This window comes from Herbaspirillum sp. SJZ106 (assembly GCF_006715495.1).
Lineage (GTDB): Bacteria > Pseudomonadota > Gammaproteobacteria > Burkholderiales > Burkholderiaceae_D > Herbaspirillum.
Map to the genome: position 1 here is coordinate 219,691 of NZ_VFNI01000003.1, position 22,867 is coordinate 242,557.

Annotated in this window: 21 protein-coding genes; 14 read left to right on the forward strand and 7 right to left on the reverse strand. The window is 64.7% G+C overall.

The genetic code is table 11. The features are described 5' to 3' along the window. The first annotated feature begins 100 nt into the window (after positions 1 to 100). The 7 genes from murC (at position 101) to lpxC (ending at position 7,858) form a co-directional block, all read left to right on the forward strand. Positions 101 to 1,525, forward strand: a complete 1,425-nt coding sequence (gene murC, locus FB598_RS10810; protein ID WP_141914671.1) for a UDP-N-acetylmuramate--L-alanine ligase — start codon at positions 101 to 103, stop codon at positions 1,523 to 1,525. Next, entirely contained in the window at positions 1,522 to 2,523 is a 1,002-nt protein-coding gene (locus FB598_RS10815) for a D-alanine--D-alanine ligase (RefSeq protein WP_141914670.1), read from the forward strand. Before murC ends, FB598_RS10815 begins: the two co-directional genes overlap by 4 nt. 24 nt (positions 2,524 to 2,547) lie before the next feature. Further along, entirely contained in the window at positions 2,548 to 3,318 is a 771-nt protein-coding gene (locus FB598_RS10820) for a cell division protein FtsQ/DivIB (RefSeq protein ID WP_141914669.1), read from the forward strand. A 10-nt stretch (positions 3,319 to 3,328) separates the two neighbouring features. Further along, entirely contained in the window at positions 3,329 to 4,561 is a 1,233-nt protein-coding gene (gene ftsA / locus FB598_RS10825) for a cell division protein FtsA (RefSeq protein WP_141914668.1), read from the forward strand. A 267-nt stretch (positions 4,562 to 4,828) separates the two neighbouring features. After that, positions 4,829 to 6,013 (forward strand): cell division protein FtsZ, encoded by a 1,185-nt coding sequence (gene ftsZ, locus FB598_RS10830; RefSeq protein WP_141914667.1) that lies wholly within the window; start codon positions 4,829 to 4,831, stop codon positions 6,011 to 6,013. Between the two features lie 269 nt (positions 6,014 to 6,282). Next, positions 6,283 to 6,786, forward strand: a complete 504-nt coding sequence (locus tag FB598_RS10835; protein ID WP_141914666.1) for a peroxiredoxin — start codon at positions 6,283 to 6,285, stop codon at positions 6,784 to 6,786. Between the two features lie 136 nt (positions 6,787 to 6,922). Beyond that, a complete protein-coding gene (gene lpxC / locus FB598_RS10840) occupies positions 6,923 to 7,858 on the forward strand; it encodes a UDP-3-O-acyl-N-acetylglucosamine deacetylase (protein WP_141914665.1) in 936 nt (311 codons plus the stop codon). Positions 7,859 to 7,986: 128 nt separating this feature from the next. Here the strand turns inward: lpxC and FB598_RS10845 are convergent, their stop codons facing one another. After that, complete coding sequence (locus tag FB598_RS10845; RefSeq protein ID WP_141914664.1) at positions 7,987 to 8,496, reverse strand: DciA family protein; 510 nt, start codon at positions 8,494 to 8,496, stop codon at positions 7,987 to 7,989. 53 nt (positions 8,497 to 8,549) lie between these two features. Here FB598_RS10845 and FB598_RS10850 point away from each other — a divergent pair, with 53 nt between their 5' ends. The 7 genes from FB598_RS10850 (at position 8,550) to mutT (ending at position 17,095) form a co-directional block, all read left to right on the forward strand. Continuing rightward, complete coding sequence (locus FB598_RS10850) at positions 8,550 to 9,527, forward strand: M23 family metallopeptidase (RefSeq protein ID WP_141914663.1); 978 nt, start codon at positions 8,550 to 8,552, stop codon at positions 9,525 to 9,527. Positions 9,528 to 9,781: 254 nt separating this feature from the next. Continuing rightward, positions 9,782 to 12,538 (forward strand): preprotein translocase subunit SecA, encoded by a 2,757-nt coding sequence (secA, locus tag FB598_RS10855; RefSeq protein ID WP_141914662.1) that lies wholly within the window; start codon positions 9,782 to 9,784, stop codon positions 12,536 to 12,538. Between the two features lie 101 nt (positions 12,539 to 12,639). After that, a complete protein-coding gene (locus FB598_RS10860) occupies positions 12,640 to 13,455 on the forward strand; it encodes a DUF2272 domain-containing protein (RefSeq protein WP_141914661.1) in 816 nt (271 codons plus the stop codon). A 13-nt stretch (positions 13,456 to 13,468) separates the two neighbouring features. Beyond that, positions 13,469 to 14,197, forward strand: coding sequence for an SGNH/GDSL hydrolase family protein (locus FB598_RS10865; protein ID WP_255464007.1), 729 nt, complete (start codon positions 13,469 to 13,471; stop codon positions 14,195 to 14,197). A gap of 74 nt (positions 14,198 to 14,271) precedes the next feature. Beyond that, positions 14,272 to 15,507, forward strand: a complete 1,236-nt coding sequence (argJ, locus tag FB598_RS10870; RefSeq protein ID WP_141914659.1) for a bifunctional glutamate N-acetyltransferase/amino-acid acetyltransferase ArgJ — start codon at positions 14,272 to 14,274, stop codon at positions 15,505 to 15,507. A 266-nt stretch (positions 15,508 to 15,773) separates the two neighbouring features. Beyond that, on the forward strand, positions 15,774 to 16,646 hold the full coding sequence (locus FB598_RS10875; protein ID WP_141914658.1) for an ATP-binding protein: 873 nt from the start codon (positions 15,774 to 15,776) through the stop codon (positions 16,644 to 16,646). Then, positions 16,646 to 17,095 (forward strand): 8-oxo-dGTP diphosphatase MutT, encoded by a 450-nt coding sequence (mutT, locus tag FB598_RS10880; RefSeq protein WP_141914657.1) that lies wholly within the window; start codon positions 16,646 to 16,648, stop codon positions 17,093 to 17,095. Before FB598_RS10875 ends, mutT begins: the two co-directional genes overlap by 1 nt. A 313-nt stretch (positions 17,096 to 17,408) precedes the next feature. Here mutT and yacG read toward each other — a convergent pair whose 3' ends face one another. From yacG to FB598_RS10910, 6 genes are all read right to left on the reverse strand, one after another. Further along, positions 17,409 to 17,594 (reverse strand): DNA gyrase inhibitor YacG, encoded by a 186-nt coding sequence (gene yacG / locus FB598_RS10885; protein WP_141914656.1) that lies wholly within the window; start codon positions 17,592 to 17,594, stop codon positions 17,409 to 17,411. Between the two features lie 10 nt (positions 17,595 to 17,604). Continuing rightward, complete coding sequence (zapD, locus tag FB598_RS10890; RefSeq protein WP_141914655.1) at positions 17,605 to 18,360, reverse strand: cell division protein ZapD; 756 nt, start codon at positions 18,358 to 18,360, stop codon at positions 17,605 to 17,607. Positions 18,361 to 18,603: 243 nt separating this feature from the next. Continuing rightward, positions 18,604 to 19,224 (reverse strand): dephospho-CoA kinase, encoded by a 621-nt coding sequence (coaE, locus tag FB598_RS10895; protein WP_141914654.1) that lies wholly within the window; start codon positions 19,222 to 19,224, stop codon positions 18,604 to 18,606. 16 nt (positions 19,225 to 19,240) lie between these two features. Continuing rightward, a complete protein-coding gene (locus FB598_RS10900) occupies positions 19,241 to 20,104 on the reverse strand; it encodes an A24 family peptidase (protein ID WP_141914653.1) in 864 nt (287 codons plus the stop codon). Between the two features lie 70 nt (positions 20,105 to 20,174). Further along, a complete protein-coding gene (locus FB598_RS10905; RefSeq protein WP_141914652.1) occupies positions 20,175 to 21,452 on the reverse strand; it encodes a type II secretion system F family protein in 1,278 nt (425 codons plus the stop codon). Beyond that, entirely contained in the window at positions 21,439 to 22,566 is a 1,128-nt protein-coding gene (locus FB598_RS10910) for an ATPase, T2SS/T4P/T4SS family (protein WP_141914982.1), read from the reverse strand. Before FB598_RS10910 ends, FB598_RS10905 begins: the two co-directional genes overlap by 14 nt. Positions 22,567 to 22,867 lie beyond the last annotated feature (301 nt).

Below are 22,867 nucleotides of genomic sequence, written 5' to 3' on the forward strand. Positions count from 1 at the left end.
GCGTCAAGAATATTCACTTTGTCGGCATCGGTGCTGAGCCGCGCGGCCGCGCGGCGCTTTTTAGTTTTGGGCATAGCCGGTCCGCCAGCGAGTAAAGAACATGAAACATAGAGTCAAAAATATCCATTTCGTAGGCATCGGCGGATCCGGCATGAGCGGCATCGCCGAAGTCATGCTCAACCTTGGCTACGGCGTGTCCGGCTCCGATCTGGGCAGCAATGCCGCGACCCAGCGCCTGGCGCAACTGGGCGCCAGCATCCGCTATGGCCACGCGGCCGACAACATCGACGGCGCCGACGCCATCGTCACCTCCACCGCCGTCAAGGGCGACAACCCGGAAGTGCTGGCCGCGCGCAAGAAACACATCCCCATCGTCCCGCGCGCGGTGATGCTGGGCGAACTGATGCGCCTGAAGAAGGGCATCGCCATCGCCGGCACCCACGGCAAGACCACCACCACCAGCCTGGTGGCCAGCGTGCTGGCGCAGGGCGGTCTGGACCCGACCTTCGTCATCGGCGGCCGGCTGACCTCGGCCGGCGCCAACGCCAAGCTGGGCACCGGCGAATTCATCGTGGCCGAGGCCGACGAGTCGGATGCCTCGTTCCTGAACCTGACGCCGGTGATCGAGGTGATCACCAACATCGACGCCGACCACATGGAGACCTACAACCATGATTTCGCGCGCCTGAAGCAGGCCTTTGTCGAGTTCACCCAGCGCCTGCCGTTCTACGGCGTCGCCGTGCTGTGCCTGGACGATGCGCACGTGCGCGAGATCATGCCGATGGTGTCCAAGCCGATCCTGACTTATGGCTTCCATGAAGATGCCGACGTGCGCGCCATCGATGCCCGCGCGGTCGAAGGTCACATGGAATTCACGGTGGTCCAGGACGGCTACGCGCCGATGCAGGTGAGCCTGAACCAGCCCGGCATGCACAACGTGCAGAACGCCTGCGCGGCCATCGCCATCGCGCGCGAGCTGGATGTGGACGACGCCGCCACGCAAAAGGCGCTGACCGAATTCAACGGCGTCGGGCGCCGCTTCACCCGCTACGGCGAGGTGCCGCTGTTCGATGCCGAGGGCAAGCCGGCCGGCCATTTCACCCTGGTCGACGATTACGGCCACCACCCGGTCGAGACCGCCGCCACGATTGCCGCCGCGCGCGGCGCGTATCCCGGCCGCCGGCTGGTGCTGGCGTTCCAGCCGCACCGCTACACCCGTACGCGCGACCTGTTCGAGGATTTCGTCAAGGTGCTGTCGCAGCCCGACGTGCTGGTATTGGCCGAAGTCTACGCGGCCGGCGAAGCGCCCATCGTGGCGGCCGACGGCCGTTCGCTGGCGCATGCCTTGCGCGCGGCCGGCAAGGTCGAGCCGGTATTCGTCGACGACATCGCCGACATGCCCGACACCATCAGGAATGTGGTGCGCGACGGCGACGTGGTAATGACCATGGGCGCCGGTTCGATTTCCGCGGTACCTGGCCGCCTGACGGCAACGGCAACTGAAAAGAGCGAGGCAAGCGCATGATCGACCAGGCCACCATCAAGGGCTTCGGCCGCGTCGGCGTACTGTTCGGCGGCCGTTCGGCCGAGCGTGAAGTGTCGAAGATGTCCGGCAGCGGCGTGCTGCAGGCGCTACTGAGCCGCGGCGTGGACGCCCATCCGTTCGACCCGGCCGAGCGCAGCCTGGGCGCGCTGGAGGCGGAGAAGTTCGACCGCGTCTTCATCGCGCTGCACGGCCGCTATGGCGAGGACGGCACGATCCAGGGCGCGCTGGAGCAGATCGGCCTGCCTTACACCGGCCCTGGCGTGATGGCGTCGTCGATCGCCATGGACAAGGTGATGACCAAGCGCATCTGGCTGGGGCATGGCTTGCCGACGCCGCGCTTCGCTGTGCTGGACAAGGACACGCCGCGTGAAGTGCTGCGCACCGTGCCCGATGAGCTGGGTCTGCCGCTGATGCTGAAGGCGCCGCATGAGGGCTCGACCATCGGCATCGCCAAGGTCAACGGCTATTCCGACATGCAGTCGGGTTTCGAGATGTGCGCCAGATACGATGAGGTGGTGCTGGCCGAGGAGTTCATCCGCGGCCGCGAGCTGACGGTGCCGGTGATCGGCACCGGCCGCAACGCGCGCGCCTTGCCGGTGATCGAGATTCGCGCGCCGGACGGCAATTACGACTACCAGCACAAATACTTCACCGACGACACCAAGTATCTGTGCCCGGCGCCGCTGGACGAAGCGCTGACCCGCCGCCTGCAGGAGCTGGCGGTGCAGGCCTTCCATGCGCTGGGTTGCCGCGGCTGGAGCCGGGTCGACTTCATGCTGCGCAAAAAGGACGGCCAGGCCGAGCCGTACCTGCTGGAAATCAATACTTCACCCGGCATGACCGGCCATTCGCTGGTGCCGATGGCGGCCAAGGCGGTCGGCCTGAGCTATGAGGATTTGTGCTGCGAGATCTTGCAGCTGGCGGCGCTCGACATGACGCCCTCCAAGGACTGGACGCCGCAGGCGGACGGCCACTGAGGACGGATCGGAGAGCGCTGAACAATGTGGCAAGACGTCAAGATGCTCAATGCGGCCAGCAGCGCGCTGCTGGCGCTGGTGGTGCTGGCCTTGCTGGCGTCGGGCCTGTGGTGGGTGGCGCAGCGGCCGATGTTTACGCTGCACACCATCCGCATCGAGAGCGCCAGCGAGTTGCCGCTGGAGAAGGTGAATGCGTTGACGGTACGGGCCACGGCGCTGCCGCGGATCCACGGCAACTTCTTCACCACCGACTTGTCGGCGGTGCGCGCGGCGTTCGAGGCGGTGCCCTGGGTGCGCCGCGCGATGGTCCGGCGCGAATGGCCGGACCGGCTGGTGGTGAAGATCGAGGAACACAAGGTCCTGGGTACCTGGGGCGAAGATGGCAGGTTGCTGTCGCAGAAGGGCGATGTCTTTACCGCCAACCTGGCGGAAGCCGAGGATGACGGCGACCTGATGGAATTCGAAGGGCCGGACGGCAGCGAGAAGCAGGTGGTGGCGCGGTTGGCGCAGTTCCGCCAGTGGTTCGCGCCGATCAGGCTGGAACCGGAGGCATTGCACCTGTCCAACCGCTATGCCTGGACGGTGCGGATGGACAACGGCATGACGGTGGAACTGGGACGCGACCAGGGCGAGGCGGTGTTGAAGGAGCGCATCGACCGGCTGGTGGCGGTGTATCCGCAGTTGATGGAAAGGTTGCAGGGCAAGATCGAAAGCGTCGACATGCGCTATCCCAACGGGATGGCGCTCAAGGCGGATGGAACGGTGCTGGCGGCATTGAACGGAAAGAAAAAATAAGCGGAACGATATGACAAAAGACGCAAAGAACTTGATCGTCGGCCTCGACATCGGCACCTCGAAAGTGGTGGCGGTGGTGGCCGAGGTGCTGGCCGACGGCCGGCATGAGGTGATCGGCCTGGGCCAGTCCGAATCCAAGGGACTGAAGAAGGGCGTGGTCGTCAATATCGAAGCCACGGTCGAGTCGATCCAGCGCGCGCTCGAAGAGGCCGAACTAATGGCCGACTGCAAGATCAGAAACGTTTATACCGGCATCGCCGGCAGCCATATCCGCAGCTTCAATTCGAGCGGCATGGTGGCGATCAAGGACAAGGAGGTGACGGCGGCCGACGTCTCGCGCGTGATCGAAACCGCCAAGGCCGTCAACATCCCGACCGACCAGCAGCTGCTGCACACGGTGCCGCAGGAGTTCATCGTCGACAACCAGGAAGACGTGCGCGAGCCGATCGGCATGAGCGGCATCCGCCTGGAGGTGAAGGTGCACATCGTCACCGGCGCGGTCTCGGCGGTGCAGAACATCGTCAAGTGCGTGCGCCGCTGCGGCCTGGAAGTGTCGGACCTGATCCTGCAGCCGATGGCCTCGGCCGACGCCGTGCTGACCACCGACGAGCGCGAACTGGGCGTGGTGCTGGTCGACATCGGCGGCGGCACCACCGACGTGGCGGTGTTTACCGAAGGCGCGATCCGCCATACCGCCGTGATTCCGATCGCCGGCGACCAGATCACCAACGACATCGCGATGGCGCTGCGCACGCCGACGCTGGAAGCCGAGGAAATCAAGCTGCGCTACGGCGTGGCCAAGCAGATCCTGGTCGATCCGAACAATACGCTGGAAGTGCCCGGCCTGGGCGACCGCAATCCGCGCACGCTGTCGCACCAGGCGCTGGCGGCGGTGATCGAGCCGCGCGTCGAAGAGCTGTTCGCGCTGGTGCACCAGGTGGTGCGCGAGTCCGGCTACGAGGAAGTGCTGTCCTCGGGCATCGTGCTCACCGGCGGTTCGGCGATGATGCCGGGCATGACCGAACTGGCCGAAGACATCTTCCTCAAGCCGGCGCGCCTGGGCACGCCGGAATACAGCGGCCAGCTGGCCGACGTGGTGCGCAGCCCGCGCTACTCGACCGTGCTGGGCCTGCTGCAGGAAGCCAAGAAGCAATACCTGCGCGGCTACATCGTGACGCGCCAGGAGGGTTCGGTGAAGGCGGTTTGGCAGCGCATGAAGGAATGGTTCCTCGGCAATTTCTGAGGCGGCATTCCCAAGATGATTCAGGATGTAAAAGGTTGGGCGGCAAATGGGTTTTGACAGCAAAGTCAACGGCAGTACGGTTCAGGGAGTTTAGGTCTTCATCGCAGTAGCAGGAGTTGGAAACAAACATTGCAGCATCGGTATTTTGATTTTGTTTTTTTTGGATGTTGAGTTTTGGACGGACGCGCAGTTTTCAGTTGCTAGTCGTCACACCGCGTGATGCCTATCAACTGCCAGCTGCAGATACACATATTTTAAGGAGTCATCATGGAAATCGATATGGTCGACAATGCGACGCTCGGTACGATCATCAAGGTCGTCGGCGTCGGTGGCGCTGGCGGCAACGCTGTGCAGCATATGATCAACAAGGGGGTGTCGGGCGTGGAGTTCATCGCGGCCAACACCGATGCGCAAGCACTCAAGCAGTCCAAGGCGCATAACGTGATCCAGATCGGCGAAACCGGCCTGGGCGCCGGCATGCAGCCGGACGTCGGTCGCCGTCTGGCCGAAGACACCCGTTCGCGCATTGAAGACGCGCTGCGCGGCGCGCACATGGTCTTCATCGCCGCCGGCATGGGTGGCGGCACCGGCACCGGCGCCGCTCCCGTGGTGGCGCAGGTGGCCAAGCAGCAGGGCGCGCTGACGGTGGCCGTGGTCTCCAAGCCGTTCTCGTACGAAGGCCAGAAGTGCATGGACATCGCCGACGCCGGCCTGGAAGAGCTGTCCCAGCACGTCGACTCGCTGATCATCATCCTCAATGAAAAGCTGGAAGAGATCTACGAGGACGACAGCATGATCGAATGGCTGTCCCACGCCGACGACGTGTTGAACAACGCGGTCGCCGGGATTGCCGAAATCATCAATGTGCCGGGCCACATCAACGTCGACTTCAACGACGTCAAGACCATCATGGGCGAGCAGGGCAAGGCCATGATGGGCACCGCGACCGCTGCCGGCGTCGACCGTGCGCGCGTGGCGGCCGAGCAGGCGGTGGCCTCGCCGCTGCTGGACGGCATCGACCTGTCGGGCGCACGCGGCGTGCTGGTCAACGTGACCGCAAGCCGTAGCCTGAAGGGCAAGGAAATCAAGGAAGTGATGGCGACCGTGCGCGCTTTCGCCGCTCCCGACGCATCGATCGCCCAGGGCATCGCCTATGACGACATGATGGGCGACGAGATCCGCGTGACCGTGGTGGCGACCGGCCTGGGCCGTGCACGCAAGACGGTGCAGCTGGTGCAGACCCCGGTGATGCGTACCGGTACCCACAACGAGCCGATGATGGCCGCCACCGGCATGATGCAAGGCGCCGCGCAACCTGCGGCGACGTTCGGCGGCCTGAAGGCGCCGGCGGTATGGCGTCGCGAGTCGGCTTCCGACACCGTGCGCGCGCTGGAGAAGAACGGCATGGAAACCTACGACATTCCGGCGTTCCTGCGCAAGCAGGCGGACTGATCGCAGGTTGTCCGGCCGGTAAGAACCTGTTCAAGGTGACGGCGAGAGTTGGGCAGATGTCATTTCAGGATGGCATGCAAGGCGCAAAACGCAGCCGGGCTGGTGGCCCGGCGAGGCCTTGCAACGCCGCAGGCCGCCTGAAAGGGCATTTGGACAAGCTCGTCGCCACCTTGAACAGGTTCTATAGGGCATACTAGCGCCGCGCCTTGAGCGCGGCGTTTTTTTGCCCGCGCGGGCCATCCAGACACACAACCAGACAAGGAAACATCATGACCATCAAGATCGGCGACCGCCTGCCGGAAGGCAACCTGGCTGAATTTATCGAGACCGAAACCGAAGGCTGTTCGCTCGGCCCCAATACCTTCAAGGTGTCGGACCTGGTCAAGGGCAAGAAGATCGCGCTGTTCGCGCTGCCCGGCGCCTTTACCCCGACCTGTTCGGCCAAGCACGTGCCGGGCTACATCGCCCACGCCGCGCAGTTCAAGGCCAAGGGCGTCGACGAAATCTGGTGCCTGTCGGTCAACGACCCGTTCGTCATGGGCGCCTGGGGCCGCGAGCAAAAGGCGACCGGCATCGTGCGCATGCTGGGCGACGGCAGCGCCATCTTCACCAAGGCGCTGGGCATGGTGTTCGACCTGACCGAAAAGGGCATGGGCATCCGCTCGCAGCGCTACTCGATGCTGATCGAGGATGGCGTGGTCAAGCAACTGAACCTGGAAGCGCCGGGCAAGTTCGAGGTTTCCAACGCGGAAACCCTGCTGGGCCAACTGTAAGCTTCAGGGCAACTGGCCGTTCCTGCTTGCGCGGGAACGGCCGGATTTGTTGCCGGGAGCCACAAGTCGCTTCCCGCTGACCCCGATTTGCAACATCCTGCAGGCCCGGCCCCGTCGCCTTGGCTATAATGCAGGGATGTTGAAACAGCGCACAATCAAGAATCTGGTCCAGACCGTCGGCGTCGGGCTCCACTCGGGTACCAAGGTCGAGCTGACCCTGCGTCCGGCCGCGCCGGATACCGGCATCATCTTCCGCCGCATCGACCTCGATCCGGTGGTCGAGCTGCCGATGAGCGCAACCGGGGTGGGCGATACGCGCATGGCATCGACCCTGACCAAGGATGGCGCCAAGGTATCCACCGTCGAACATCTGCTGTCGGCCTGCGCCGGCCTGGGCATCGACAACCTTTACATCGACCTGACCGCGGAAGAAATCCCGATCATGGACGGTTCGGCCTCTTCCTTCGTGTTCCTGCTGCAGCAGGCCGGCTTGCAGGAACAGGGTGCGGCCAAGAAATTCATCCGCGTGAAGAAACCTGTCGAAGTGCGCGAAGGCACGGGCGACAAGGAAAAATGGGCGCGCCTTGAGCCCTACGACGGTTTCCGCCTGAAGTTCTTCATCGAGTTCAACCACCCCGCAGTGGACGGCACCGGCCAGATGGCCGAAGTCGATTTCGGCATCGATTCCTATGTGAAGGAAATCGCCCGCGCGCGCACCTTCGGTTTCATGCAGGATGTCGAAACCTTGCGCGGCATGGGCCTGGCGCGCGGCGGCTCGTTCGAGAACGCGATCGTGATGGACGAATACCGCATCCTCAACGCCGACGGTTTGCGTTATGACAACGAATTCGTGCGCCACAAGATCCTGGACGCCATCGGCGACCTCTACCTCATCGGCCATCCGCTCCTGGCCAGCTACGATGCCCACAAATCGGGCCATGGCCTGAACAACCAGTTGCTGCGCGAGCTGCTCAGGCATCCCGACGCCTATGAAGTGGTGACCTTCGATTCGCTCGACGATGCGCCGCAGACCTATGTGATGCAGGCCCGGCAGGAATGGGCGCTGAACTGATTGGGCCGGCGTCCCGGAACGGCAGGATGTTTCGCGGCGCCTTTCCCAAGGCGTAAATTTTTTACAAGAAAAAGCGCCAGGCGGGTTTTCTAACCGGAAACAACCCCGCTTTCCCTTCCTTGTTCCTCTTATGCGCGCGCCTTGCGGCGGCGTACCATGGCGTCGATGGCGTCCTTGAGCCCCTGGCTGCGCGGGTCGTCGGACAGCGCATTGCTGAGTTCGGCGAAGGAGGACAGCGCGCCGTCAGTCAGTTCGAGTACCCGCTTGGGAGCGGGCGGCGGGGCGACCCTGCCAACTTGCACTTTGATTCGGATTGAATTAACCTGCCATCCGTCTTTTTGCAAGCGGTCTTGCAGCGTGGGGAGCTGTTGTTTGAGCCGGGCCGCCAATGCTGCGTTGGGCGCGCTCATCACCAGCGCGCCTACTTCGAAATTCAATATCTCGCACGCGGCAAACATCGTGGGCAGGGTAGCGGCGCATGCCTTTTGCAGCGCGCTCATGCGCGAGAGGGCCGGCAACAGCGCCGCCATCGCCGAATTCGACCGCAAGAAATCTGAAGCGTCTTTCGTGCTCTTCGCCATGCGTTGGGCGCTCGAGAGGCTTGGCCGATAAGGGGTGAACGTGGATGGATACTTCATCTTTAAACCTTATCACATCCGGTTGCTAGCCGGCCGGAGTCCAAGGAGCAAAGATGCAAATTATCCTGCTGCACCCCCGTTTCACCCGGGCCCGTTCCGTTACGCTGGGATCGAAACACCTGCTGATCATGCTGGTTCTGCTGATGGGCGCGATCGCAGCTTGCTCGGTACTGCTCTCCTATCTCTTGCTGCGCCACGCGGCCGACGCCGATGCCTCGCCCATGTTCCACAAGCTGGCCATCTCGATGAGCCGGCAGGAAGACGACCGCAAGGAAAAATACCTCAAGGAAAACCTGGCCATGATGGCCGTCAAGGTCGGCGAGATGCAGGCCCAGATGATGCGCCTGGACGCGCTGGGCGAGCGGGTGCAGGGCCTGGCCGGCATCCGCCCCGAGGAGTTCAACTTCAAGGAATTGCCGGGCCGCGGCGGCGCCGAAGTCTCCAGCATCGCCGGCCCGGGCCGCGACGTCGGCATGGATGAGCTGCTCCGGATGCTGGATTCGCTGGTGGTCGATGCCGGCCACCGCACCGACTATCTCAATGCGGTCGAGTCGACGCTGATGAGCGACAAGATCAAGTCGCGCCTGCTGCCGACCAACCAGCCGGTCAATGTGGCCTACAACTCGTCGAGCTTCGGCTGGCGCCTGGACCCTTTCACCGGTCATAACGCTTTCCATGAAGGCCTCGACTTTCCCGCCCCGGTCGGCACCCGGATCGTGGCGGCGGCGGCCGGCGTGGTGATCGCCTCCGAGTACCATTATCAGTTCGGCAACATGCTGGAGATCGACCACGGCAACAACATCATCACGCGCTATGCCCATGCCTCGCAGCTGTACGTGAAGGTCGGCGACATCGTCAAGCGCGGCCAGCATGTGGCCGACGTCGGTTCGACCGGCCGCTCGACCGGGGCCCACCTGCATTTCGAGGTGCGCATCCGCGGCATCGCCCAGGACCCGCGCAAGTTCCTGGCGCTGGGCGCCACCGGCGGCAACCAGCCCAAGCCGGCGCCGGTGTTCGTCGCGGGCCGCTGAACCGGCCCGGATTGCCTGCCGATGACCGGATTGGCGGCCAAAATGCCCGCAAAACCCGCCGACAGGCGGGTTTTTCTATTGAATCTTTGCAATCGGGCCCGATCTACAGGCGATGCAGCCGGCCGGCGGCCCGGGAAAGCCATCGCCATGGGCCTGCGTGCTAAAATCCACGGTTTATTATTGGGCGTTCTTTCGGCCGGGTGCCAAACGTCTGCCTGCCGGATCTTTCATCGGCGCTTTTATAGAATCCAAGCATGTCATTACTGACCAAGATTTTCGGTAGCCGCAACCAGCGGTTGCTCAAACAATATCAAAAAATCGTCCGCCAGATTAATGCGCTGGAACCGTCGGTCGAGAAGCTGACGGATGCCGAACTCCAAGCCAAGACGCCCGAATTCAGGCAGCGCATCGCCAACGGCGAAACGCTCGACGCCATTCTGCCGGAAGCCTTCGCGGTCTGCCGCGAGGCCAGCCGCCGCGTGCTCAAGATGCGCCACTTCGACGTCCAACTGATGGGCGGCATGGCGCTGCACTTCGGCAAGATCGCCGAAATGCGCACCGGCGAGGGCAAGACCCTGATGGCGACCCTGCCGGCCTACCTCAATGCGCTGGGCGGCCGCGGCGTGCACGTGGTGACCGTCAACGATTACCTGGCGCAGCGCGACGCCGACGACATGGGCCGCCTGTACGGCTGGCTGGGCCTGACCACCGGCGTGAACCTGTCGCAGATGGAACACGACATCAAGCAGCAGGCCTACGCCTCCGACATCACCTACGGCACCAACAACGAATTCGGTTTCGATTACCTGCGCGACAACATGGTGTTCGATGCCGCAGACCGCGTGCAGCGCGGCCTCAATTTCGCCATCGTCGATGAAGTCGACTCGATCCTGATCGACGAGGCGCGCACTCCGCTGATCATCTCCGGCCAGGCCGAGAACCATACCGAGCTGTACCACAAGATGAACGCGGTGCCGCCGCTCCTGACGCTGCAGATCGGCGAGGAGACGCCGGACGGCAAGGGCAAGATCGAAGTCCCGGGCGACTACACCAAGGACGAGAAGAGCCACCAGGTGCTGCTGACCGAGGCCGGCCACGACAAGGCCGAAGAGATCCTGACCCAGATGGGCCTGCTGCCGGAAGGCGCCTCGCTGTACGACGCCGCCAACATCACGCTGATCCATCACCTGTACGCCGCCCTGCGCGCGCATACGCTGTACCACAAGGACCAGCATTACGTGGTGCAGAACGGCGAAGTCATCATCGTCGACGAATTCACCGGCCGCCTGATGACCGGCCGCCGCTGGTCCGACGGCCTGCACCAGGCGGTGGAAGCCAAGGAAGGCGTGAAGATCCAGAACGAGAACCAGACCCTGGCCTCGATCACCTTCCAGAACTACTTCCGCATGTACGCCAAGCTGTCCGGCATGACCGGCACGGCCGACACCGAAGCCTACGAATTCCAGGAAATCTACAAGCTGGAAACCGTGGTGATCCCGCCCAACCGCCCGAATGCGCGCAAGGACCGCCAGGACCAGGTCTACAAGACCGCGCAAGAGAAGTACATGGCGATGCTCAAGGATATCCAGGACTGTTACGAGCGCGGCCAGCCGGTGCTGGTGGGCACCACCTCGATCGAGAATTCCGAACTGCTGTCGGGCATCCTGAACAAGGCCAAGCTGCCGCACAACGTGTTGAACGCCAAGCAGCACGCGCGTGAAGCGGAGATCGTGGCCCAGGCCGGCCGTCCCAAGATGATCACCATCGCCACCAACATGGCCGGCCGCGGCACCGACATCGTGCTGGGCGGCAATGTGGGCAAGCAGATCCAGCTGATCGAAGCCGACCCAGCTCTGTCGGACGCCGACAAGGCGGCCCGCGCCAAGCAACTGAGCGACGAATGGCAGTCGCTGCACGACCACGTGGTCAACGCCGGCGGCCTGCACATCATCGGCACCGAGCGCCACGAGTCGCGCCGCGTCGACAACCAGTTGCGCGGCCGTTCGGCGCGTCAGGGCGACCCGGGCTCCTCGCGCTTCTACCTTTCCCTGGATGACGCGCTGTTGCGCATCTTCGCCGGCGACCGCGTGCGCGCCATCATGGAGCGCCTGAAGATGCCGGAAGGCGAGCCGATCGAGGCGGGCATCGTCACGCGCTCGATCGAATCGGCCCAGCGCAAGGTCGAAGCCCGCAACTTCGACATCCGCAAACAACTGCTCGAATACGACGACGTCGCCAACGACCAGCGCAAGGTGATCTACCAGCAGCGCAACGAACTGCTGGAGTCGGCCGAGATGGCCGAGATGATCGCCTCGCTGCGCGAAGGCGTGTTCACCGACCTGTTCCGCGAGTACGTGCCGGCCGAGTCGATGGAAGAGCAGTGGGACATTCCCGGCCTGCAAGCCGTGTTGAAGAACGAATGGCAGCTCGACGTGCCGCTCGACGCCATCCTGGAAGCCGAACCCGACCTGTCGGACGAGGACCTGCTGGAGCGCGTGCTCACCATCGCCCGCGAAACCTACGATGCCAAGGTCGCCGTGGTCGGCACCGAATCCTTCGCCGGTTTCGAGCGTAGCGTCATGCTGCAGAGCATCGACAACCACTGGCGCGAACACCTGGCCGCGCTGGATCACCTGCGCCAGGGCATCCACCTGCGCGGCTATGCGCAGAAGAACCCGAAGCAGGAATACAAGCGCGAAGCCTTCGAACTGTTCGCCCAGATGCTGGACCTGATCAAGAACGAAGTGATCAAGGTCGTGATGACGGTGCGCATCCAGAGCCGCGAAGAGATCGAAGCCGCCGAGGAAAGCCTGGCCGAAGGCGTGGCGCTGGAGAACGTGCATTACCAGCACGCCGACTTCGACGCCAACGCCGCGCCGGAAGAATTGCTGGCGCCGACCGCGGCCAGCGAAGCGCCGGATACGGCGGGCCTGCCCAAGGTCGGCCGCAACGACCCTTGCCCTTGCGGCAGCGGCAAGAAGTACAAGCAGTGCCACGGCAAGCTGGCCTGATCCGGTACGCCAGTCGGAGAAGCTGTTCGGAAGAAAGAAGCCGTTCACCATCGATGTGGTGAACGGTTTTTTTTCGACCTCGTTGATGAGAGAACAACAAAATGCCAACCGCCAAGCTTTCCCCGATAGCGTCCGTCATCCTGGCGGCCCTTGCCGCCGGGCTGCTGGCCGGCTGCGCCTCCATCCAGATACCGGAATGGAAGGGCGCCGCCGGTTCCGGCGATGTACCGGTGCGCCCGGCCCAGCTTGAGCCTGTTGTGACTGCGGTGACCGCGGTGCCCTCCGTGGCCATCAGCACCGCGCCGCCCACGCGCGCGGCGCTGGTGGCGGCGGCCAGGGCCGAATGGGACTTCTTCGGCAACCAGCAGATCGACATGCGCCACGAGCCCTTCAGCGCGCCGCGCCTGGGTTTGCTGGAAGATGAGGGCGAGGCGGTGCAGCGCGTCGCCGAATATTGGTATGCGGTCGGCAAGAACCTCACCGGCGCCGATTGCCAGCAAGCCTGGTCGGCCGCCTTCATTTCCTGGCTGATGGTCAGCAGCAACGTGGCGCCGCAGGATTTCACCCCCAGTGAAACCCATTTCAACTACCTGAGCTTCCTCCGGCAGCGCGAGTCGCTGCCGTCGCCGCAGTTCGTGCTGCGCCCGGCCGCCAGCGAGCCCATTGCGCCGGGCGACTTGCTCTGCGCGCCGCGCGGCAGCAACGCGGCCGCCACGCTCGACGAGATCCAGCCCGGCCTGGCGGGACATTGCGACATGGTGGTGGAAGTGCATGCGAATGAAGGCTGGGCCGGGGTGATCGGCGGCAACGTGTTCAACTCGGTATCCGAATCGCTGATCCCGGTGGATGCGCAGGGGCGCGCGCTTCCGATTTCCCAGCGGCCCTGGCTGGCGGTGGTGAAGAACCTGCTGCCATGAGGAGCGGCGCTTGTTGACCTTGGCGAAAATCCTGCTCGGGCCGGTGCTGCTGGCCCAGGCCAAATGGCTGCGCAAGACCGCGCTGCGCCTGCCGGAAGCCGAAGGCCCGCGCACCGGCGTGGAAGCGCCCGACATGCCGCGGGCGGCGCCGGCCGCGCCGATCGGGCTGCTGGTGGTGGGCGACTCGTCGGCCGCCGGCGTTGGCGTCGACCACCAGGAGCGCGCGCTGGCGCAACCCCTCGCGCGCCGGCTGGCGCAGCGCAGCGGGCGCACGGTGCAGTGGCAACTGGTGGCCAAGAGCGGCATCAACTCGCTGGAAGCGCTGGAACTGCTGGCGCAGCACGAGATCGGTCCGGCCGCCGTGCTGGTGGTGGCGCTGGGCACCAACGATGTCACTTCGCAGATGCCGCCGCGGCGCTATATCGCCAACCTCAGGCTGCTGGTGGAGCGCCTGATGGCGCAGGCCGGGGTCGAGCATATCGTGTTCACCGGCTTGCCGCTGCTGCACAACCTGCCGGCCGCGCCGCAGCCGCTGCGCTGGTACCTGGGCCGCTACGCGCGCACGCTTGACCATGCGCTGCGGGCCTGGATCGCCCGGGAACCGATGTTGCGTTATTGTTCGCTGCAATGGGCCTTGCCGCATGAGATGGCGATCGACAAATTCCATCCCGGCCCGGGCCAGTATGCGCAATGGGCGCACATGACGGCCGAGATCATCGAGGACAGGTTGGCTGGCGCCTGATTTCACGCCGCTGTCATCGGGCGGCCGGTGAAAGTGTTTAAAATAGGCGCTTTGATTTTTGCTGAAAGCACGCCATGGCCGTCAATTCCCCGATTCCCGTCCCTTCCGACCTGCAAGCCGTCGCCGGCATCGAACTCGGCCACGCCGAAGCGGGCGTGCGCAAGGCCAACCGCAAGGACTTGCTGGTGCTGAAACTGGCGCCCACGGCGACGGTGGCCGGCGTGTTCACCAAGAACCGCTTCTGCGCGGCGCCGGTGCAGGTCTGCAAGACCCACCTGGAACAGCTCAAGGATGGCGCCCCGATCCGCGCCTTGGTGATCAACACCGGCAACGCCAACGCCGGCACCGGCGAAGAGGGCCTCAAGCGCGCCAACGCCACTTGTGAAGCGCTGGCCGGCCTGCTGGGCTGCGCGCCGTCGCAGATCCTGCCGTTCTCGACCGGCGTAATCCTGGAGCCGCTGCCGGTCGAGCGCATCACTGCCGGCCTGCCGCAGGCCATCGGCAACCTGAAGGCCGACAACTGGTTCAATGCCGCCGAATCCATCATGACCACCGACACCCAGCCCAAGGCGGCGTCGCGCACCGTCACCATCGGCGGCAAGAAAGTGGTGATGACCGGCATCAGCAAGGGGGCCGGCATGATCAAGCCCAATATGGCGACCATGCTGGGCTTCCTGGCCTTCGACGCGAAGCTGCCGCAGGCGCTCTTGAACCAACTGGTCAAGGACGCCGCCGACCATTCGTTCAACTGCATCACCATCGATGGCGACACCTCGACCAACGACTCCTTCATGCTGATCGCCACCGGCGCCGGCGAGCTGGAGATCGCCAGCGCCGACAGCCCCGAATACAAGCAGCTGGCCGCCGCCGTGACCGAACTGTCGCAGAACCTGGCGCACCAGATCGTGCGCGACGGCGAAGGCGCCACCAAGTTCATCGAAGTGGCCGTGGAAGACGGCAAGAGCGTCGAGGAATGCCGCCAGATCGCCTACTCGATCGGCCACTCGCCGCTGGTCAAGACCGCCTTCTTCGCCTCCGACCCGAACCTGGGGCGCATCCTGGCCGCCATCGGCTACGCCGGCGTGGACGACCTGGACGTGTCGAAGATCAACCTGTGGCTGGACGACGTCTGGGTCGCCAGGGACGGCGGCCGCAACCCCGACTACCGCGAGGAAGACGGCCAGCGCGTGATGAAGAAGGCCGAGATCGTGGTGCGCGTGAAACTGGCGCGCGGCAATGCCAAGGCTTCGATCTGGACCTGCGACCTGTCGCACGACTACGTCTCGATCAACGCGGACTACCGTTCGTGAACCTCGCGCGGGCGCTATTGGGGTGATCTGCGGCGTTGCAAAGCCTCGCCAGACGCCAGTCTGGCTGCGTTTTGCGCCTTGCATCTCATCCCCAATAGCACCCGTGCGACGTCCACGAGTGTGATGGAAATACCCTGTTTTGTTGTGTTGTCCCGGGATGGTGGCGGCAACATGAATGCCGGAGCCCTCGGAAGAATTTAATTCACTCAGGTGCCGGCCGCTTTGCGTCAAAATGGCGCTAACCATCGTTCCCAGACTTATTCATCATGACCCAGTTAGACCAATTCCTGCAGCGTGCCGAAGCCTTGCTGGCGCGCGTCGAATCGCTGTTGCCAGCCTCGTCCAGGGAGCCGGACTGGAATGCCGGCGTCGCCTTCCGCTGGCGCGGCGCCAGCGGCCAGCGGCCGGGTTACCTGCAGCCGGTCGGCCATATTTCGAAGATCGCGTTGTCGGACCTGCATAACATCGGCCCGCAAAAAGAGCAGATCGACCAGAATACCCGCCAGTTCGTCGAAGGCCGTCCGGCCAACAACGTGCTGTTGACCGGCGCGCGCGGCACCGGCAAGTCCTCGCTGATCAAGGCTTGCCTGAACCAGTACGCCGACCGCGGCTTGCGCCTGATCGAAGTCGACAAGGACGACCTGCATGACCTGCAGGACATCGTCGAGATGGTCTCGGCGCGCCCGGAGCGCTTCATCGTGTTTTGCGACGACCTGTCCTTCGAAGAGGGCGAGGGCGGCTACAAGGCGCTCAAGGTGGCGCTGGACGGCAGCATCGCCGCGCAGTCGGACAACGTGTTGATCTACGCCACCTCCAATCGCCGCCACCTGATGCCGGAACGCCTGTCCGACAACAGCACCTACACCCATACCGACGACGGCGACCTGCATCCCGGCGAGACGGTGGAAGAAAAGATCTCGCTGTCCGAGCGTTTCGGCCTGTGGGTGACCTTCTACCCGTTCAAGCAGGACGATTTCCTGGAGATCGTCGCTCACTGGCTGCGCCATTTCGGCTGCAACGACGCCCAGATCGAGCAAGCGCGCGGCGATGCGCTGCGCTGGGCGCTGCAGCGCAGCTCGCGTTCGGGCCGCGTGGCCTGGCAATTCGCGCGCGACTACGCCGGCAAGGCGCAGGGCTGATGGGCGAGACGACCAAGCCCATCGACGTTGCCGTCGGCATCCTGATGCAGCCCAACGGCGACGTGCTGCTGGGCCAGCGTCCGGAGGGCAAGCCCTATGCCGGCTATTGGGAATTCCCGGGGGGCAAGGTCGAGCCGGGCGAAACCATCTTCGCCGCCTTGCAGCGCGAGTTCAAGGAAGAGCTGGGAATCGAGGTGTTGGACGGCGAAGGCTGGTGCGGGGTCGAGCACGTCTATCCGCACGCGCATGTGCGATTGCATTTCTATATCAGCCGCAACTGGCGCGGCCAGCCGCAAAGCCTGGAAGGCCAGGCGTTTGCCTGGCAGGGCAGCGTGGGCGTGGAGCCGCTGCTGCCGGCGACCATTCCCCTGATCGAGTGGCTGGACCTGCTGCGGTATGGCGAGGCTGGCAGCCCGCCATTCGTGCCGGCGCCAGGGCAGGCTTCTTGATGACGCCGACGTTGTAGCCGATCGCAAGAGCGATAAAAAAGCCGCAATATGCGTAATGCCGTTCAGTTAAGAACTGAACGGCATTTGTATTTGTGGCGGTTTGTGGAGTCCAGACGCCGTTCGCCCTGAGTAGCTGCGCAGCAGCGTATCGAAGGGCAGTCAAGAGCGCTGACGCTGACACGCTGGCTTCGATACGGCCCTGGCGGGCCTACTCAGCCCGAACGGGTTCTGTGATGAGTGCTTCAGAGTTAGCCTTAACTGAACGGCATTACCGCAATATGCGGCTTTTTTGTCGATACGGCAATGATCGCGCTTACTGCAGGGGCTTGTCCTGGTCGCTTTCCTGCGGCAGGTTGACTGCCGGGATCGCGTACTTTTCCTCGGCCCAGGCGCCCAGGTCGATCTGTTTGCAGCGTTCCGAACAGAACGGGCGGTACTTGTTCTTTTCCGTCCATTCCACCTTGGCCCCGCAGGTCGGGCAATCGACTATGGTCGCCATACCGTACTCCTTAAAATCCGCACAGCGCCAGTTCGAACGGTACTTCGCCTTCGAAGGCGCGCGGCTTCTCGTCGCCGTCCTGCTGGGTAAAGCGCACCCACAGCATGTACTTGTTGGCGGAGATCTCGGGGATGGCGCCCAGTTCGATGTCCAGCGACAGACGCAACATCTGGTAGATTTTCCCCTGCAGCATCTGCTGGTAGCTGCCGTCCACGGCGTTGATCTTCACCGTGTGGCCCGATTCGCGCAGCAGGCGCAGCACGATGGAGATGGCGTCGAATAGCGGGATCAGCGGGGCGAACCAGTTGGAGATGTCGTTGAAGCGGCGCTCGAAGCTGTGCTGTTGCCAGGCATAGTACGCCGGCAGGTCGAATTCGCAGGCGCCGCCGGGGATGATGGTGCGGCCGCGGATGCTCATCAGCCATTCGTTGTCGCGGATGTTCTGCCCGGTCTTGCCCTGGGCCGCGGCCAGCGCGCTGCTGGCCTTGTCGACCTCGGAGAGGATGGCGTTGAGCATCTCCGGCTCGACATTGGGGTTGGACTGGTAGGCCAGCAGCATCTGCTTCTGGCGCTCGAGTTCTTGCAGCAGGTCCGACTTGAGGTCGGCGCGTCCGGCTACCTCCAGCATTTCGAAAATGGTGGCAAGGGCGATGTGATGCTGTTGCGGGCTTTCCTGGTGCAGGAAGAAGACGAACTTCTCGTACAGGTCTTCCAGTCGCAACAGCGTGCGAATACGCTCGTTGAAAGGGTATTCGTAGACGATCAAAGCATGATCCCTTTAGTGGTTGAACCGGATTCGATGGTGGGCCGCAGGCCAACTGCTGTTGGCTGCGTTGTGTGTGATTCTGACCCATGCAGAGGAAAATTACAAATGCATGGCGCAATAGGGAAGCGGCGCACGTGCCGTTCGGGCATGGGTGCGGCCACAAATGCCAAGGAGGCGGCAAGGAAGCGGCAATGGATGGGCGGGAACCGCTGCCGGATGTAAAGCGTTTTCGTCCTTGCGGCCTCAGGCGGCGCGCGCCAATTCCAGGTAGCTCGCATGCAGTTGGCGCACGCGCGGCAGCAACCCGGCTGTGTCGCCATTGTTCTCGATGACGTCGTCGGCCACCGCCAAGCGGGCCTGGCGGCTGGCCTGCGCGGCCATGATGGCTTCCACCTCGTCACGCTGCAAGCCGTTGCGCTGCATCACGCGGGCGATCTGCACCTGTTCCTCGCAATCGACCACCAGGATGCGCGAGGTGCGTCCCACCCAGGTGCCCGATTCCACCAGCAGCGGAACCACGAAGATGAGGTAGTCGCCGGTTGCCGCCTCGGCCGCGCGCGCGGTCTCGCTGCGGATGAGCGGGTGCAGGATGGCTTCCAGCGCATGGCGCTCGCCCGGGTTGCCGAACACATGGCTGCGCATGCGCGCGCGGTCCATGGCGCCGCTTCCGTCGATGAAGTCGGCGCCGAAGCGGTCGCGGATGCCGGCGATGGCCAGGCCGCCGGGAGCGGTCAACTGATGGGCGATGGCGTCGGTGTCGACCAGGGCGGCGCCCAGTTCGCCGAACAGGTTGGCCACGGTGGTCTTGCCGCTGCCGATGCCGCCGGTGAGGCCGACCGAAAAGCGCTGGTTGATGGATGTCATGGAAAAGCCGCGAATCTCAATAATCGTAAATGCCAAGGGACAGCCAGTCGCCGCCGTAGAGAAGCGCCAGCATACCCGCAATCGCCAGGTAGGGGCCGAACGGGATCGCCTGTCCGCGCTCATGGCGCCTGGCCGCGACCAGCGCGAGGCCGACGATGGCGCCCAGCGCCGAAGCCGAGAGCAGCACGAAAGGCAGCGCCTGCCAGCCCAGCCATGCGCCGAGCGCGGCCATCAGCTTGAAGTCGCCATAGCCCAGGCCCTCCTTGCCGGTGGCCAGCTTGAAGACCCAGAAGATCAGCCACAAGGCGGCATAGCCGAGCGCCGCGCCCAGCACCGCGTCCTGCAAGGGCGCGATGCGATGGTTCAGGTTGACCAGCAGGCCCAGCCATAGCAGCGGCAGGGTCAGGTCGTCGGGCAGCAGCATGGTCCGGGCATCGATGAACGCGAGCGCGATGAGGAAGGCGCAGCAGGCCATCGCGGCCAGTCCGGCCAGGCCGGCGCCGAATTTCCAGGCGGCCAGCGCGAACACCGCGGCCGTGAGCAATTCGACCGCCAGGTAGCGCACGCCGATGGGCGCCTTGCATTCTGCGCAACGGCCGCGCAGCAGCAGCCAGCTCAGTACCGGCACATTGTGGTGCGCCGGCAGCGCGGCGCCGCAGTGCGGACAGGCCGAACGCGGCAGCAGCAGGTCGTAGCGCCCGGCATGCGGCAAGGCTTCGCCGCGCTCTTGGGCGACAAAGTTGGCCGTTTCGCGCAGCATCATCTTCGGCAGGCGGTGGATCACCACGTTCAGGAAGCTGCCCACGAGCAGGCCCAGCAGGGCCGCCATCAGGCTGATGGCCGTGTTGTGCGGTGCGCTGTAAGCGTCGAGGAAGGACATGGGAGCGAGTTTGGGTATGTGGGTAACGATTCGGGAGCGGCTATCGAGGATCTTTATTTTATTGAGGATCTTATACGACGGAGCCCATGCGGAAGATCGGCAGGTACATCGCCACCACCAGGCCGCCGATCAGTATGCCCAGCACCGCCATGATAATCGGTTCCATCAGGCTGGTGAGCGCGGCGACGGCGTCGTCGACTTCGCGCTCGTTGAGGTCGGCGATCTTGCCCAGCATGGCATCGAGCGCGCCGGCTTCTTCACCCACCGCAGCCATCTGCACCGTCAGGTCGGGAAAGACGCCGGTCTGCTCCATGGCCGCATGCAGCGAGGCGCCGTTGCGCACGGCGTCGCGGATGGCCAGGCTGGCGTCGGCATAGACCACGTTGCCGGCGGCGCCGGCCACCGTTTCCAGCGCATCGACCAGCGCAATGCCGGCGCCGAACAGGGTGCCGAACGTGCGGCTCCAGCGCGCGATGGCCGCCTTGCGCAGCAACGGGCCGAACACCGGCAGGCGCAGGCTGGCGCGCTGGGCCGCCGCCCGCATGCCGGGCCAGCGGCGCCAGGCGTGCAGGCCGGCCGCGCCCAGCATGCCGATGGCCGCCAGCAGCCAGGGCCACCATTGGGCGAGCAGGCGCGAGACCTGCATCACGCTGCGCGTCAACAGCGGCAGCTCGGCGCCGAAGTTGCGGAACATCTGCTCGAAGGCCGGCACCACCCACAGCATGATCACCAGCGTCACCACCACCGCCACCAGCATCACTGCGCAGGGATAGGCCAGCGCCGAACGTACCTTGCCTTTCAGAGCGAGCGATTTTTCGCGGTAGCCGGCGATGCGTTCCAGCATGGTGTCGAGCATGCCGGCTTCTGCGGCGGCGCGCACCAGGTTGCAGGACAGCGTATCGAAATGGCGCGGATGGCGGCCCAGGGCGGCATGCAGGCTTTCGCCCTGCGACACGTCGTTGCGGATGGCCTGCAGCAGCGCCGCCATGGGCGTGGCGCCGGCGCCGCGAATGGCGATGTCCAGCGCCTGCAGCAACGGCAGGCCGGCTTGCAGCATGGTCGCCAGTTGCCGCGTGAACAGCACGACCTGTTTTTCCGGGATATGGCCGCGTGTCGAACCGGGGAACGGCCCTTGCGCAGCGCCGGGCCTGCGCCCGGCCGCGGCGCCATCGGCCGCCCGGATGCGCGCCACGCGGATACCCTGGCGGCGCAGCAGGGCGCGCGCCAGTGCGGCGTCGCTGGCGGCCAGTACGCCGCTTTGCGCCCGGCCGTGACGATCCAGGCCTTGCCAGTGGAAGGCGCTGCGGGAGGCGGGAGGGGAAGCGCCGGAGGCGTCAGGTGCAGGCAAGGACTTCCCTCAGGCTGGTTTCGCCGCGCAGGGCTTTCATGAGCCCGGCGCGGCGCAGGTCGGCAATGCCTTCGCTGCGCGCCTGGCGGGCGATGTCCTGGGTGTTGCCGTGGCGCAGGATCAGGCTCTCCATGGCGGCGCTGATGGGCATGACCTGATAGATCCCGGTGCGGCCGCGATACCCGCTCTGGTTGCATTTGTCGCAGCCGCGGGGGTGGAACAGGCTGGCGCCACGCGCGATGTCGGCCTCGCTGAAGCCGGCGCGTAGCAGGCTGTCGGGCGCGGCGGCCACCTCCTCGCGGCAGCTGCACAGCCGCCGCACCAGGCGCTGCGCCACGATCAGGCTGACCGACGAGGCCACGTTGAAGGCCGGCACGCCCATGTTGAGCAGCCGCATCAGCGTGGCCGGGGCGTCGTTGGTGTGCAAGGTGGAAAAGACCAGGTGGCCGGTCTGGGAAGCCTTGACGGCGATGTCGGCGGTTTCCAGGTCGCGGATCTCGCCCACCATCAGTACGTCCGGATCCTGGCGCAGGAAGGCGCGCAAGGCGACGGCGAAGCTCAGGCCGGCGCGTTCGTTGATGCCGACCTGGTTCACGCCCGGCAGGTTGATCTCGACCGGATCCTCGGCGGTGGCGATATTTACCCCCGGGCGGTTGAGCAGTTGCAGGCAGGCGTACAGCGAGACGGTCTTGCCCGAGCCGGTCGGCCCGGTCATCAGCACCATGCCGTGCGGTTTGCCGATGGCGCGCAGCAGCGCCTGCCGCTGCTGCGGCTCATAGCCCAGCCGGTCGATGTCGAGACTGGTGTGGCCGCCATGGAGGATGCGCAGCACGATCTTCTCGCCGAACTGGGTCGGCAGCGTCGACACGCGCATGTCCACCTCGCGCCCGCCGCCCAGCGCCAGCCGCATCTTGCCGTCCTGCGGCAGGCGCTTTTCGGCGATGTCCAGGCGCGACAGGATCTTGATGCGGGTCGAGAGCTTGTCCTTGAGCGACAGCGGCGGCTGCGCCATTTCATGCAGCACGCCGTCGATGCGAAAGCGCACCCGGCAGAAATGCTCGAAGGGTTCGAAATGCAGGTCGGATGCGCCCATGCCGACCGCATCGGCCAGCATCTTGTGCAGCAGGCGCACGACCGGAGCGTCGTCGATATGGACGTCGGCCGTTTTGCCCAGGGAAGCGGCGCCGGCTGCTGGCAACGGGTGTTGTTCGATGATGATCGCCTCTCGATGAGGGACCGCCGTCGGAACCTGTTTCCAATGCCCAGGGGATCTCGAACAGGTTCTGAGGAAAGGCGGCGCATGGGGGAGGAAAAAGTCTCCCACATTTGCCGCGCTGCGCCGGGTAGTCGCCCACGCTTTGCCTTGAATTTTCGCGCGAGTTCGAAAGACCGGCGAAGACGCGCAGCAGGCGCGG